12 protein-coding genes and 1 pseudogene are annotated in these 14,158 nt (G+C 52.1%); 7 read left to right on the top strand and 6 right to left on the bottom strand.

The window, feature by feature from the left end:
* Position 1: 1 nt before the first annotated feature.
* The 3 genes from recJ to pheS form a co-directional block, all read right to left on the bottom strand.
* The gene (gene recJ / locus HCG48_RS01800; RefSeq protein WP_168567632.1) at positions 2-2,329 is read right to left on the bottom strand and encodes a single-stranded-DNA-specific exonuclease RecJ; all 2,328 of its coding nucleotides are present in this window, start codon (positions 2,327-2,329) and stop codon (positions 2-4) included.
* A gap of 131 nt (positions 2,330-2,460) precedes the next feature.
* Positions 2,461-3,084: a dephospho-CoA kinase gene (gene coaE / locus HCG48_RS01795; protein WP_168567631.1), complete on the bottom strand. Its 624-nt coding sequence runs from the start codon at positions 3,082-3,084 to the stop codon at positions 2,461-2,463.
* Positions 3,085-3,329: 245 nt separating this feature from the next.
* The gene (gene pheS / locus HCG48_RS01790; protein WP_168567630.1) at positions 3,330-4,334 is read right to left on the bottom strand and encodes a phenylalanine--tRNA ligase subunit alpha; all 1,005 of its coding nucleotides are present in this window, start codon (positions 4,332-4,334) and stop codon (positions 3,330-3,332) included.
* A 117-nt stretch (positions 4,335-4,451) separates the two neighbouring features.
* Here pheS and HCG48_RS01785 point away from each other — a divergent pair, with 117 nt between their 5' ends.
* From HCG48_RS01785 to HCG48_RS26745, 5 genes and pseudogenes are all read left to right on the top strand, one after another.
* Complete coding sequence (locus HCG48_RS01785; RefSeq protein WP_246259836.1) at positions 4,452-4,859, top strand: hypothetical protein; 408 nt, start codon at positions 4,452-4,454, stop codon at positions 4,857-4,859.
* Positions 4,860-4,970: 111 nt separating this feature from the next.
* Positions 4,971-5,768 (top strand): 5'/3'-nucleotidase SurE, encoded by a 798-nt coding sequence (gene surE, locus HCG48_RS01780; RefSeq protein ID WP_168567629.1) that lies wholly within the window; start codon positions 4,971-4,973, stop codon positions 5,766-5,768.
* Positions 5,769-5,920: 152 nt separating this feature from the next.
* Positions 5,921-6,214, top strand: a complete 294-nt coding sequence (locus HCG48_RS01775; RefSeq protein WP_168567628.1) for a hypothetical protein — start codon at positions 5,921-5,923, stop codon at positions 6,212-6,214.
* Positions 6,215-6,337: 123 nt separating this feature from the next.
* The gene (locus HCG48_RS01770) at positions 6,338-6,751 is read left to right on the top strand and encodes a hypothetical protein (protein WP_168567627.1); all 414 of its coding nucleotides are present in this window, start codon (positions 6,338-6,340) and stop codon (positions 6,749-6,751) included.
* Between the two features lie 232 nt (positions 6,752-6,983).
* Positions 6,984-7,968: pseudogene (locus HCG48_RS26745) on the top strand (RNA-guided endonuclease InsQ/TnpB family protein).
* 348 nt (positions 7,969-8,316) lie between these two features.
* Here the strand turns inward: HCG48_RS26745 and HCG48_RS01760 are convergent.
* Positions 8,317-10,017: an ArnT family glycosyltransferase gene (locus HCG48_RS01760; protein ID WP_168567626.1), complete on the bottom strand. Its 1,701-nt coding sequence runs from the start codon at positions 10,015-10,017 to the stop codon at positions 8,317-8,319.
* 78 nt (positions 10,018-10,095) lie between these two features.
* The gene (locus tag HCG48_RS01755) at positions 10,096-10,278 is read right to left on the bottom strand and encodes a hypothetical protein (protein ID WP_168567625.1); all 183 of its coding nucleotides are present in this window, start codon (positions 10,276-10,278) and stop codon (positions 10,096-10,098) included.
* 76 nt (positions 10,279-10,354) lie between these two features.
* Between HCG48_RS01755 and HCG48_RS01750 the strand changes: the two genes are divergently transcribed.
* Positions 10,355-11,965 (top strand): hypothetical protein, encoded by a 1,611-nt coding sequence (locus HCG48_RS01750; RefSeq protein ID WP_168567624.1) that lies wholly within the window; start codon positions 10,355-10,357, stop codon positions 11,963-11,965.
* A gap of 267 nt (positions 11,966-12,232) precedes the next feature.
* Positions 12,233-13,198, top strand: a complete 966-nt coding sequence (locus tag HCG48_RS01745; protein WP_168567623.1) for a sensor histidine kinase — start codon at positions 12,233-12,235, stop codon at positions 13,196-13,198.
* Positions 13,199-13,317: 119 nt separating this feature from the next.
* Here the strand turns inward: HCG48_RS01745 and HCG48_RS01740 are convergent, their stop codons facing one another.
* Positions 13,318-14,130, bottom strand: a complete 813-nt coding sequence (locus tag HCG48_RS01740) for a hypothetical protein (protein ID WP_168567622.1) — start codon at positions 14,128-14,130, stop codon at positions 13,318-13,320.
* Between the last annotated feature and the right edge of the window lie 28 nt (positions 14,131-14,158).

Raw genomic sequence — 14,158 nt, 5'->3', positions numbered from 1 at the left:
TCTAAAAGCGGATTTTGCCTAACTTCGCCGGAGAGAAGCCATACCAGCGATGCAGGCGTTCGAGTTCCCGGACGAGGGAATCGGTTTTTGGAAAATCCTTGCAAGGATAGCCGAGTTCGCGCAACGCCGCCAGCACCGTACTCGGCGCCACCCAATGGGCTTGAGAAAATTTGAGCAGGTGCAACGGACTCCCGGGCGATCGCGTGAGGTATTCGCTCAGGAGCGATCGCAGCTTCTCCGGCGACGGTAGTGAGGGGAGCTGGCTATATATATAAATTTGCTGGGGTTGCCCTTTCGCTAAAAACCACTTTAAGTGAGTGAGAGACGGGGGCAGCGTCCAAAAAATGAAGGTTTCGCAGACCCCTTGGGGGCGATCGTAGTCGATCGCGGCGTGGGTCGGTCCCGCACTGGGGCGCCCGTCCCCGTAGACGAAGACCCGCCCTTGCAGTTGCCCGAACAAGTCCTCTAGAGGCGGTCCGGCGAGCCATTCCGGGCGGACGGAGACCGGGGGCGCCTCGGGATTGACCAAGATCGGCTGCGCTGGGGGCGCGACTTCGGGAAAGCGGGCGCTGACCAGTTCGAGTTCGATGCTGGTTTCCCCATTCCAGACATTTTCGCGCAATTTATAGGCGACATCGACGCGCGGCGGCAGGGGATAGTATTCGCCCCAGCGCCAAGCGATCGCCTGAATCCGGTTGGCGGGGGAACCGTCGGTTTCTAAAGTCAGCTTCAGATGACCTTTTCCGACGATCCGTTGTTCGACCACCTTCGCGTTACCCGTCCAAAAGACCGGGGCCGGGTTTTCGATCCCGCAGGGGTGAAGGGCATCGATTTCGCGGTAAAACTGCAAGTTAATGCGATCGAAGTCGAGGGCGGTATCGATCGCGATCGCGGGTTTGAGGTGAGACGGATCGAGACAGTGACAGGCAAATTGGCTGAGGCGATCGCCGAACGCTTGCAAGTTATCGCCACTGAGTGAAAAGCCGCCCGCCGCCCGATGACCGCCGTATTTACCGAGCAAGTCATCGCAAAATTGTAACGCTTCAAACACGTCGAATTCCGGAATTCCGCGCGCCGACCCGCGAACGTGGGTTTTTTCCGCATCTTCGTAAGTCCCGATAAACACCGGGACGCCGTAGCGTTCTACCAAGCGGGAGGCGACAATCCCGATGACCCCATGATGCCATCCGGACTTGACCACCAGCAGGACGCGGCGATCACCCAAATCGATGTTGCTACTTTCCACCCAGGCGATCGCCTCTCGTTCGATCTCCTCGCACATTTCCTGGCGCCGGGCGTTAATTTGTTCGCACTGCATTGCCCGTTCCAGGGCCACCCCGCGATCGTCCGTAGTCAGCAGTTCGATGACGATTTGTGGGTCGCCGATGCGCCCCACCGCATTGATGCGCGGTCCGAGACGAAATCCGATCTCGTCCGGTTTCATCGCCCGCCCTTGTTTCGAGGCGCTACTCGTCGCCCCGGACACTTGAATTAAAGCTTGCACCCCCGCTAATTTAGAATTCGGTAACTGGCGCAATCCCCATTTCAACCAGCGACGATTGACCCCAGTCAGGGGCGCCAGATCGGCGATCGTTCCCAGGGTCAGCAATTCGCGCAAGGGATTAATCAGGGGTTGGGCTTTTTTTAATTTTTGCGCCAGACAGACCGCCAAAATATAGGCGACGCCGACCCCGGCGACCCCGCGATAGGGAGAATCTTCGCGAATCAGTTTCGGGTTGAGAATGGTGGTGGCGGGGGGAACTTCGGGCGGGACTTCGTGATGGTCCGTGACGATGACATCCAAACCGAGATTGCGCGCCAAAACGATCGGTTTGAACGCCGCAATTCCGTTATCGACGGTCAGAATCAGTTTAACCCCTTCCCGGTGGAATTCTTCGACAATGCGTTCGTTAATACCATAACCGTCTTTCATGCGGCTGGGGATGGCATAATCGACATTGGCGCCGAGGTAGCGCAAGGCGCGCAGTAACAGGGCCGTACTGGTCATCCCGTCGGCGTCGTAGTCGCCGCAAATCGCGATTTTCTTGTTCGTGGCGATCGCGTGAATCAGCAAATTAATGCTTTCGTCGAGGGCGGGAAAATCATCTAACGGCGAAGGAAGATCGAGAGAATCGGGATGGATGAAACCTTGGGCCGCCTCAACGGTGGTCATCCCGCGATCGATCAAAACTTGAGCTAAAACCGGGGAAAAATCCGGAGAAATAGCCTGCGCCAATTCCTCGGCGAGTTGGGGGAATTGCGGGTAAATTTTCCACCGATGGTTCGGTAGTTTGGCTTGAGTTCGGCGACGAAGCGTAGGATCGGGCATGATCGGGGGGCGTAAGCGGTCGGCAATGTCATTACCCAAGTGGGTTGGGCGATCGGTTTTTTTCTGTTTTGGAATCGTTGGAATCGATTGAAATAGCGCGATCGCGGCAATGACGATGTTAGCCGATCCTATCAGTGATTTTGAGCGATTCGCGATCGCACGGCCCGATCGACCTGTTCGTAAAGTTGGGAAAGATCCCCACAATTGTCGAGAACGACATCGGCGCGATCGCATTTTTCCGCGAGGGGAAGTTGGGAATTAATGCGCGCTTGAGCTTCTTTTTCACTCAAGCCATTGCGTTGTTGGAGGCGATCGCGCTGCAGTTCGGCAGAACAAGAAACAACCCAAATTTCGCTGGGTAAATAGGTTAAGTTGGCCTCAAAGAGTAGGGGAATAGCTAACACGGCGGTTGCGTCTGGTTCGAGTTGGGCGATCGCCTCATAAAACTTATCTCGAACGGCGGGATGAATTTGCGCTTCAACCCACTTGCGTTCTTCCGTATGATTAAAAATAATTTTACCAAGTTCCGGTCGATTTAAACTTCCATCTTCTAAGCGGATCTTCGCGCCGTAGCGATCGTAGAGTTGGTCTAAAATGGGCGAACCTTTTTCGACCACTTCCCGCGCGTAAACATCCGCATCAAAAATCGGCAACTTATAAGTTTTTGTCAAGTAATTGGATACAGTTGTTTTCCCCGTAGCAATGCCTCCAGTCAGGCCGATTAAGCGATTGCTTTTATGATTATTATTGTTCATTTTAACTTTCTTCGGTCACTCAAAGACAACCCTTGTAGTGACTTACTTCTAGAACTCTTACAGGGTCGGCGATCGCCCTAGATCTTTCCCGATCGGGGATACGGCGATCGCGATGTCCGAAAATGACAGAAGAAGGATATAAACCGCCCAATCGTCAACCCGAGGTTTCAAGAAAGAGAAACCGGGTCGATCCGCCCGTATTGAAGACGGGCAGATCGGGAGCGTACAGAAACCCGGCTTCTCAGTTAAATCTGTTTTAAAAAGCGCAAATCGCTGCCGTAAACCCGGCGGATGTCGTCGAGTTCGTGCAGGACCATCGCAAACCGTTCGACACCGAACCCGGCGGCAAATCCCGTGTAAATTTCCGGGTCGTAACCCACCGCTTTAAGCACGTTCGGGTCTACCGTACCGCAGCCGAGGACTTCGAGCCATTTACCCTGCCACTGCACGTCAACTTCTGCCGAAGGTTCCGTAAAGGGGAAATAACTCGGGCGGAAACGAACCGGGAGATCGGCGCCGAACATGCGGCGTAAGAACACTTGAATCGTCCCTTTAAGGTCGGTGAACGTCAGCCCCTTATCGACCGCTAAAATTTCAATTTGGTGGAACACGGCGGCGTGGGTTGCATCGACGGTATCGCGACGGTAGACCCGACCGGGGGCGACAATTCGCACCGGGGGTTCGTGTTGTTCCATGTAGCGAATTTGCACCGGGGAGGTGTGGGTGCGTAAGAGATGACCGCCGGGGAGATAGAAAGTATCTTGCATGTCCCGGGCCGGGTGGTCGGCGGGGGTGTTGAGGGCCTCGAAATTGTAATAGTCAGTTTCGATTTCCGGTCCGGTGGCGACGGTGTAGCCGAGGCTGACGAAGATATCGATCGCGCGGTCTACGGTCAAGTTGAGCGGGTGGACGCGCCCTTGAGGACGATAAACCCCCGGCATGGTCACGTCGAGGGTTTCCGCCTCGATTTGGGCTTGGATCCGAGCGGCTTGGAGGGCGCTGCGGCGATCGTCGAGCTGCTGTTGCAGGGCTTCTTTCACCTCGTTGGCGAGGGAACCGATGCGGGGGCGATCGCCCGGATCGAGTTTACCCATACCGCGCAAGACGAGGGAGAGTTCGCCTTTTTTGCCTAAATATTTGACCCTCAATTGTTCGAGGGCGTCGAGGGTGTCTGCAGAGGCGATCGCGCCGGAGGCGACAGACCGCACCTGTTCTAACTGAGTCTCCAGGTCGCTTAGCTGAGTAGTCATGCAACGAATGTTCAATCGAAATAAAGCCGCCTCGTTTGAGTTTACCCCGAAACACCGATCGCCGACTAGGGACGGAGAAGGGGACGAGAGCGGCTTTTCGTTGCCCTACAATCGATCGTGGCTCGTGCAGAAAATTCACCCTTACAACTCATCAGTTCCATGACGATTTCGTTAACTTTTGAAGAAATTGCCCGTTATCGAGAGCAATTGTCCGACCATCCGGCAGCTTGTAAAGCCCTCGACGCGATCGAAGATTGCGAGGGAGACCTCGAAGATGCGGCGATCGATTTAGCGTTACACGCCGGACAAGAACCCAACGTGTCCGAAGGATGGCTCGATAGCATGGCGAAACGCTGCCGTCCGGTACTGTGTCAGCCGTCGGTTCGCGAACAGCTCGATCGCCACGAAATCGCCGGTCCGGTGAAGGCGCTGGTCGAGGCCAAACTTTGTCCCCCCGTCTTGGTGGCTCCGGTGGTCTTCTACGCCGTGAAAACGGGAGTTGAGGACTTTTGTAAGGGGGTTTGATCTGCGGGAGTCCGAGGAGATTTTGACCCCAGGCGATCGCCAACTTGCTCCGATCCGGGTCGATCTCGCACAATCGAAGCGCACGACTTTTGCATCTCAATAATCTGTTACATGAAATTATTAATTAGTAACGATGACGGGATTTATGCCCCGGGGATTTATGCCTTAGCCAATCGTTTAGCCGGGGTCGGTCACGAGGTCAGCGTCGTCTGTCCCGACCGCGAGCGATCGGCGACAGGTCACGGATTGACCTTGCACCAACCGATTCGCGCCGAAATTGTCGAATCTTTATTCGACCCCTCGGTGAAGGCGTGGGCCTGTTCCGGAACTCCTGCCGATTGCGTCAAACTGGCATTGTGGGCGTTACTCGATCGCGCGCCGGATTTTGTCCTGTCCGGTATCAATCAGGGTCAAAATTTGGGCAACGATATTTTATATTCCGGTACGGTTTCCGCCGCGATGGAAGGCTTGCTCGAAGGGATCCCCAGTATTGCTTTCAGCTTGGCGAGTTATACCTCTAGAGACTTCGACCCGGCAGCTCAATTTGCTTGTCGCTTGCTCGATACCCTCGCCGCCGATCCCCTGGAAAAACCGATGTTGCTCAACGTCAATATTCCCGCCGTGGCGATCGCCGAGATCGCCGGAGTGACCCTGGCGCGCCAGGGGTTGCGTCGCTACGTCGATATTTTTGAAAAACGCAGCGACCCGCGCGGGAAAACGTATTATTGGTTGGCGGGGGAAGTGCTTGAAGATATCGAACAACCTGCGGATCCGCGCATTAGCGATCGCATTCCTACGGATGTCGAAGCGATTCGCGAGAACTATATTACGCTGACCCCATTACATTACGATTTAACGGCGGCGAGCGACTTCGATCCCCTTGCCAAACGCCAATTTTCTAAAGAATAGAGTTGCCTTGGTCAGTCTCGCTAAACTGTTCGAGCATAACCAGCTATTGAGCTAGAAGATTGAAGCGGAGTAGACTAAGACTAAGGTCATCTTGTCAAATTGCAACCCATCGTCCCAGAGGCGATCGTGACCTTGCACCCTGACAAGTTCAGATGCCAATCATTTGGGTGTCAACTTTCTGTCGAACGGCAACACCGAAGTGCAATCCTTCCAGGATTGGTTCCCATGTCGCCTTCATGGGGTTGAAAGCTGACAGCTTCCTGACCTTCGGGCGATCGCGATCTCGATCGCGCAATGCGGGTAGGAGTTGCGTTCTCGCCAGCCAAAAGACGGAGAATACCGCGCTCGATCGAACGATCGAACCAGCAAAAGCCGGACGACGGAATCCAGTCAAGCTCGAATACAGCCGTATTCTCTTTCAAAAGCGGCGATCGCCTTCAGGGTAAGATTCAAGTGCAATCACTGCAAATATCGGCGATCGCCCACGGGGAAACAGACAACATTTGAGGTGTTGTCAGACGAACAAAAAAATCTGGTAAACCACGGTTTTGGGAAAGTGGGAAAGACTTATGAACGCTCACACCTTTGACAGTCACTCGGTCACCTGCCCGGTATGCAACCGCACTGGAACAACTCACCCGCGCGAGGTCTTCGGCGGACTTTATACTTGTCCCTATTGTCAGGCGCGCTTGGTGGTCAGTTGGAGCGGTCACTACGTCCGCGATCCATTTACGTTGAAACAATTGGGTGTCGGTCGTCTGATTCGCCGACAAAGTCGCCCGGTCGCCCGCATGTTGCGCGATGTCGGCTTCCGTCGTCGTCCGTCCCTGGTCGCGGTCATTGCGGGATTGGCGATCGCGGGATTTGCCCTGACGAGTTTAGAAATTTGGATGCCGGAACGCAATCCCTTCAACGATTTATTGGATCGCATGGGAGAGGCGATCGAATCGACGGGGATGGGGAGGGTTAACAACAGGATTTAAATTTCTACCTAAAGTTTCTTAAACTTACTCACTTTTTATGCTCAAATAAAGATTTGAGTAAGTTTAGAAGGACTGAAGCCGCAAAAATCGCGGATTTCACCATCTCCATTGTTTTCTACTCGTCTTTATGGTAGCTGAACTTAGCCGAACAAAAAGATGATTGAGGAGTTAAAAAAAGTCAGTGAAAGGCTTTAAGACCAAGCTAGACTTAAATAACCGACAACGGACGCCGATGGCGAAACACGCAGGAGTCGCTCGACACCCTTGGAATTGGGGACTCGCTACCTGTAAAAAAATATCAGAAGCCGGAGGTAAACTCCCGAGTGCTATAGACTTACACAAAAGATTAGTCGCCGAGGTAAAAAGTCAGAATCCTTGGTACTATGAAGTCTCCAAATGTAGCCCTCAAGAAGCTTTAAGCGAGTTGGGCAAGTCCAAGGAACAGGTTTCCCCAAGTTTAAGAAAAAGAATGTCAAAGAGAGTTTTTACCTGGAAGGAAGCATTAAAATTTCCGGTGATTGGGTGAAGCTACCTCGGATCGGTTGGGTAAAAAGCCACGAACAGTTACCGCCAGTCAATCCTAAAAACGTCACGATCGGTAAACGAGCAGGGGACTGGTATATTGCCTTCAAAATTGATTTTGAACCATCCCCCCAACCCCCCTTTGAAAGGGGGGCGAAGGGGGGATAGAGAGCGGATTGGGGTAGACGTAGGAATCAAAAGGCCACCCTGAGCGATGGTAAAACCTATCCCAATCCGAAAGCTTATCGTCAGGCTCAGAAAAAACTAGCCAAACTCCAGAAAGAACTAAGTCGCCGTCAACAAGGAGGTAAAAACCGAGAAAAAACGCAACTCAAGTTAGCTAAAGCCCACAGACGCATGAAAAGTGAAAAGTGAAAAGTGAAAAGGGGAAAGGGGAAATTGAAGACTTAAATGTGTCAGGAATGCTCAAAAATCACAAGCTGGCTGGTGCGATTGCGGATGGTGGGTTTTATGAGTTCCGTCGTCAACTTGAATATAAATGCGAGTGGTATGGGAGCAAATTAACATTGATTGACCCGTGGTATCCCAGTTCGCAGATCTGCTCTAACTGGGGACACCGACAAAAAATGCTACTGGACCGAAGACAGTATGATTGTCCGAACTGTCACGCCTCCATAGATCGTGACTTAAATGCGGCAATTAATGTAGAAAACGCGGAGAGCTCAGCCGTATAAGCAAGCGTGATGGAAAGGTCTCGGAAGATCCAAGCTAGGAACTAAACATCATACACTTAAGTTTGAGTAAGTTTTAGAGAGCGGAATAAGAGTTTGGGAATGGGGAGGTAGAAGGGACAAGGGAAGAGGTAAGGCTAAATTACTTCAATGTTGCAAGAAGGCTCCCGCCATAATCTTTGATTTGGCGGTGAGATGAATTGCAACCCACAAAAAAGAATGCAGGATTTGTGCTTATCCGCATTTCTCTTTGGTAAAATTAAGTCATGATAGTTAGAGAAGCCAAGCTACTAAACGGATCTAAGGTACAATATCAAGCCTTAGACGATGCCATAAGAACTTCTCAATTTATTAGTGGATTTCCGTCTCAATTCTCAACTCCCAACTCCCGAGTCCTTTCGTCGGATCGCGAGCGATCAAAATCCAATTTTCGGCTTCGGCGATCGCCTTGGCTTGCTTCAATTGCAGGCGATCGCGGGTTTCGGGATCGAGCAGTAAGTAAGGACGGTCGTCTTTTTTCCAATGTTGTTGTAGTTGTTCGAGATCGGCGGGGATCACTTGGCGATCGCTGTAAAAATTGAGCGACGGGCGGTGATAGGGATGGGACGTGTACACGACCTGTTCGGGAGGGGTGTATTCCCGCACGATTTGCGCCACGGGTCGGACGGGATAATCTTCGGCTAACTCCCACACCCAATGAGCGCAGGAAACGAACAAACATAAAGAAACGTACATTCCCCAAAATAAAATTAAGACAAATTGACGGTCTTCTCGATACACTAACGACGCCGAAACACTGAAGGTCAGGGCCAGTGCGAACAGGGCGATCGGCAATACGGGATCCACACTCGGATCGAACAGCCCGAAATAGGCACTCGCGCCCCAAGCGCCGAGGGCGAGGATACCGAGGATGACGACCCAATAACGGGGATAGAAGTGGGACGGAGAAAGCGGACCGGAGGCGCTGGAGGGGACGGTAGAATGGGCGTAAACGTCGCCCTGCCACACTTGAGCGAGGAGGGCGCCACAAGTGAGGGCGATCGCCGGATAGACGGGCAAGACGTACCAGGGTAATTTGGTACTCATCACGGTGATGGCGCTCAGGTAGATTCCGGTCCAGACGAGGACTAACTTCGCCCATCCCAAATTGCGATTATTCCACGCCAGATGCAAGCCTGCGGGCCAAAAGAGCAACCAGGGCCAGGTATATTTCAACAGTTCGAGCAAGTAGAACCACGGCGGACCGGAGTTATTTTCCACCGGGGCGAGTAAACGCTGCCAGGATTGGCTGAGAAAGTGGGCGCTGGCGAAGCGATCGCCGTAATAGAGCAACTGAGCGACATACCATAGGGTGACTGGAGTCATGCCTAAGAGTAAACCCGTCCAGAGATAACCCGATCGCAGCAAGCGGGGGGTATCCCAGAGGGTAAACAGGAGGGCGATCGTCCCGAGCAAAATCGCCACGACTCCCTTGGTCAGGACGATCGCCCCCAAACCGAAGCCGACCCCCAACCCCCAGCGTAAATCCCGGCGAGATCGCAGCAAACACCAGAGGGTTAGCAGGAAAAAGCACAACAGCGCCCCATCTAACATCGCCAAGCGCCCGTGACGGACCACCGGAAACAGGGTTAGATAAATCAACGCCGAGAAAATCGCCGGACCGCGCAGGGGAAAGACTTCGCGCGCAATTCCATAAAGCAAAGGAACCGAAATGGCGCTGAGCATGGCGCCGGGTAAGCGCGTCGTCCACTCGTTGACGCCACCGAAATGATAGGCGATCGCCACGAGTAAATGCACGAGGGGAGGCTTGTTAAAATACGGCTCTCCGGCGATCGTCGGATGCAACCAATTCAAATCCCCTCGCCAAAGATCGCGAGCCACCTGTGCGACAATACCTTCATCCCAATCGCGTAAGGGTAACTCGCCTAAATTCATCTGATAGAGAACGATCGCCGCGAGTAACAGCCCTAAAACCCAAAGCTGTTCGATCCAACCTTTCGTGCGATGGGAACCGCCACTCGGTTCGTAAGATGTAAAAATTTCCCGATACATGCTTGCGTGCAATTGCTTGACTAGCTTTTCGATCCGGGTTCACCCTGGGGTCTGACTGGCGAACGAGAACATCCAAGTCTACCGCCGCCAGTCTTCCCTTGTTATTTTCAAGTGTAGATTTTTCTGGGGGCGATCGCTATTTAACGGCAACACCCCCCAGTCATTTCCCAACTTTACTGTTCCCGAAGCCCCCTTGCGGGTGGCTCCATCCTCACCCTTTACTTCAAATTTGTTAAAACTGCTCGGGATATTGTCAACCATGACGTATAGTAGCGGATGTCGAGATCGACTGCTCCCCTCCCTCCTCCTCTAATTTTAACTAGGAGTCTAGATTTCCATGAATATTCCTATCATTTTAGACCTCGCTATCAGCCTCATTTTTATTTACCTGATCGTCAGTTTATTGGCTTCGGAAATTCAAGAAATTATCACCACTTTGCTCCAGTGGAGAGCCGAACATTTAAAAAAATCAATTGAAGTCTTACTCGCCGGAAGTTCCGAACGCACCAAAAGTAAAGAAGTGCAGGAACTAGCCGATCGCCTCTACGCCCATCCCCTCATCAACAACCTCAATCAAGAAGCCGTCGGCGTGTTGGCGATGGGGTTCCGAAAAGTCAGTCAAACCTTCGGAACGGCTTATCACAAATTAACCGGAACCAAAAGTGTTTTCGGCCATCAAAAAAGCGGTCCTTCTTATATTCCCGCCTCTAACTTTGCCGCGACCCTGATGGATACTTTAAAAATCTCCGATATCGCCCACGTCATTACCGAAGAACGCCTCGACGAATACAAACATCAAAATTTAAAAGAACTGGTCAGTATTTTCAAACACGCTAACTTCACCGAATCGAGCCGCAGCTCTCTCGAACGAGAATTAAAACTTTTAGGACGCAGTTTTGACAAGATCGTCACCGATTTTAAAGAAGATCGAATTTCTCTATCGATCGCCCTCGATTCGATGGATCGCAAACTCCAACTGTTTATTGAAAACTGTCAAATTTTCCTGCCACAGGAAGGTCCCCAAGGCGAATGGTTTTTAATGCAAGTTCGCCAATTTCACCGCGAACACTACGGGGATCTAGAAAAACAAGTGATCTTCAATCAATTAAAACCGAGCGCCTCCCAAACTATCGACATCATTCGCCGCAAACAAGCAGGCTACGAACAAATCGTCAAATCCCTGCAAGATCGCGATAGTGCCACCTATCAAGGGATCGAAAGTTTGGTCGATAGCTTACCCGAATCCCTCAAAGAAAGTTTGGGAACCTTAGCGAAACGAGTCCGTACCGAGAATGCAGATGTCGCTCAAGAAATGGCGCAATTGCAATATGAAATCGAAACTTGGTTCGATCGCTCCATGGACCGCGCCACCGGGGTTTACAAGCGCAACGCGCGCGGGATCGCGATTTTAATCGGGATCGTCGTGGCGGTAATTGCGAATGCGGACACCCTGTACATTATCAGCAACTTATCCAAAGATTCGGTTTTGCGCGCCACGGTCACTCAATATTCCGATTCCTTGATCGAGCAGAATTTGAGAACGGCGTCGTGGCCCGCCGGGAATTTGTCCAACCCTACCGCTCCCCCTCCCGGTCAAGCTCCCGGCGCTCGGGGGGTTCCGGCGGGATCCGGGGGCAATCCTTCCGAGAGTATGCCCACGGCTCAAACGGGTCTAACGCCACAGACCATCGACCAAATTAAACGGGACGTGCGCCAATCTCTCGACGATATCAGTCTTCCGTTAGGCTGGGGGCAGTATAACGTCGAGCAGCAGTTAACCGACGAGCAAAAATGGCCCGTTCCTTACATCCGACGGGTTCTCGGTTGGGTGATTAGCGGATTGGCGATTTCGATGGGGTCGTCGTTTTGGTTCGACCTGCTCAGTAAAGTGGTCAATATCCGCAATGCGGGAAAACCCTCGTTCCCACCGTCGAATAATTCTCGCTAAGCAATCGGTGGCGATGGCGAGGCGATCTGGCTCACACGCGCGATCGCTCCTTTGTGGATAGAGTGAAGGGAGTCTGGGGGCCGTCTCAACCGATTCGAATGGGTCAAAATTGTGTTGCGATCGCCCTCCAGGCGCGGCAAACTAGGGGACAGATTCAAGTTTGATGGCTCCCTTTTCCCTGAAGGCGATCGTCACCCATGATTTTCGTCAATTTTTCTCTTTCGCAGTTTACCTTCACTCAGATTCCTTGGATATTTTGATTTGACCATGACTGAAGCCAACTTGCAACAGCTCGAACAACGCAACGCCGAATTAGAAAAAACTATCGAACAACTGAAAGGAGCGATCGCCCAAAAAGATACGAAAGTTGAAGAAATTGCTGGCGAGCTAGAACGCCTCCAAGGACACATGATCCAAATGGAAAAAATGGCGATGCTCGGTCAAATGGTTTCGGGTATTTCCCACGACATTAATAACCCGATTAATTTTATTTATGGTAATTTGCCCTACGTCGAAGAACATATCGACGATTTATTCAGAGTTCTGGAAGTTTATCAGTCGGTTTGTCCGGAAAATTCAGAAGAAATTGAAGATATTCTGGATGAAGTCGAACTCGATTACGTTCTCGACGACTTGCCGCGTATTGTCAATTCGATGAAAGTCGGCGCCGATCGCATTCGCAGTCTGGTCCTGACTTTGCGGAACTTCTACCGCCTGGACGAACCGCAGATGAAAGCGGCCAATTTAGAAGAAGGGATCGATAATACCCTGGTTCTGCTCAACAATCGTTACAAGCAAAATATTACGGTCGTTAAAGAGTTTGAAGAACTTCCCGAAGTCGAATGTTATATCAATCAACTCAATCAGGTGTTTATGAACTTGTTGAGTAATGCGATCGATGTTTTGCTAGATGAGTCTTCCCAAGAGGAAGCGACGGAAGATCGACCGAAGAAGAAACGGGAAATTGCGATCGTCACCAAACGACTGGACGAGAGTTCGGTTTCAATTGCGATTACCGATAACGGCGCGGGAATTCCTAGCGAATTGGAAGAGCGCATTTTCGAGCCATTTTTTACGACGAAACCGATGGGAGTCGGTACCGGATTGGGGTTGTCAATTTCCCGACAAATTATCGAACAAACTCATCACGGTCGTTTGTACTGTCATTCGACTCTCGGGGAAGGCAGTACGTTTACGATCGAGTTGCCGATTTCTCAACCTCAAGCGGGGTAGGGCTTCTGTCGCTTCCGTACGTAGGAATAAAGAGGCGGGCGAGAGGCCCGCACCACCGTCCCACCGAAAATATCAAGAAAATATAAAAAAAATCTAGTAGGGGTTTGGTCACCAAACCCCTACTGGGCTCCTTCAAAAATAGTGGCTTTCCCCGGAACCATTAACGGGACTTCTTGCAAGCGGACTTCGCCTTGCATGACGGCGGCGATGCGGCGGGCGTCGGTGGCGCGATAGGGGGCGGTACGGCAGTATAAATCCATATCGCGGTAGACGGCGGGTTTTAACTGGCGCGAGTTGGGATCGACTTGTTTGCGGGCGTAGGTTTCGTCGATATCGCCTTTTCCGTAACTCCAGTGAAAGTGTTCGGTGAGGATGTCGCCGATGTAGTGGGTGCGTCCGACGCGCTTGGCGATTTCCCAAATCCACATGTCGTCATAGAGACATTCAAATAAACCCGTGGTGAAATAACCGAGGGTTTGACACCATTTGCGGCTGACGATGGGGAAGGTGCAGAGTCGATCTTGCCAATGTCCCTCGTTAAACCACATGCAGAAGATTTCGTCGGGGTATTTGGCGGTTTCGGTGTCGAGACGGTCGTCCCAGCCGCGATCGTTGTAAAGTTGGTCGTCGGCGGCCATGATTAGGAGGTTCCCTCGGCAGCGTTTGGCAAGTTCGTTCCAGGCGTTGGAGATGCTCATTTGTTCGCCGATAACGAAGGCGCAGCGCCAGAGGCGATCGAAGTCGCTTTGACGATCGCGGAATAATTGCAAGTATTGAGATCGCCGGGGATCGTCGGCGTCGAGGTAGAGCAGGATTTCGACGCGCTGGGGTCGGCGGGCGGTTTCGAGGACGCTACTGCAAAATTTCAGCGCTTTTTCGGGTCGTCCCCGGGTCGGACAGAGGAGGGAAATGGTTTGAGGGGGACTGGACATAAAGCGGGAATTTGAATGAAAACGGGCG

The organism is Oxynema aestuarii AP17, from assembly GCF_012295525.1.
GTDB lineage: Bacteria > Cyanobacteriota > Cyanobacteriia > Cyanobacteriales > Laspinemataceae > Oxynema > Oxynema aestuarii.
Note: the sequence above shows the minus strand (reverse complement) of the source record. Positions and strands in the feature narration are given on the sequence as shown.

Excerpts from the sequence above, each read along its gene's own strand:
- recJ (WP_168567632.1), bottom strand. The coding sequence starts at position 2,329 with ATGCCCGATCCTACGCTTCGTCGCCGAACTCAAGCCAAACTACCGAAC.
- coaE (WP_168567631.1), bottom strand. The coding sequence starts at position 3,084 with ATGAACAATAATAATCATAAAAGCAATCGCTTAATCGGCCTGACTGGA.
- pheS (WP_168567630.1), bottom strand. The coding sequence starts at position 4,334 with ATGACTACTCAGCTAAGCGACCTGGAGACTCAGTTAGAACAGGTGCGG.
- surE (WP_168567629.1), top strand. The coding sequence starts at position 4,971 with ATGAAATTATTAATTAGTAACGATGACGGGATTTATGCCCCGGGGATT.
- HCG48_RS01775 (WP_168567628.1), top strand. The coding sequence starts at position 5,921 with ATGCCAATCATTTGGGTGTCAACTTTCTGTCGAACGGCAACACCGAAG.
- HCG48_RS01770 (WP_168567627.1), top strand. The coding sequence starts at position 6,338 with ATGAACGCTCACACCTTTGACAGTCACTCGGTCACCTGCCCGGTATGC.
- HCG48_RS01760 (WP_168567626.1), bottom strand. The coding sequence starts at position 10,017 with ATGTATCGGGAAATTTTTACATCTTACGAACCGAGTGGCGGTTCCCAT.
- HCG48_RS01755 (WP_168567625.1), bottom strand. The coding sequence starts at position 10,278 with ATGGTTGACAATATCCCGAGCAGTTTTAACAAATTTGAAGTAAAGGGT.
- HCG48_RS01750 (WP_168567624.1), top strand. The coding sequence starts at position 10,355 with ATGAATATTCCTATCATTTTAGACCTCGCTATCAGCCTCATTTTTATT.
- HCG48_RS01745 (WP_168567623.1), top strand. The coding sequence starts at position 12,233 with ATGACTGAAGCCAACTTGCAACAGCTCGAACAACGCAACGCCGAATTA.
- HCG48_RS01740 (WP_168567622.1), bottom strand. The coding sequence starts at position 14,130 with ATGTCCAGTCCCCCTCAAACCATTTCCCTCCTCTGTCCGACCCGGGGA.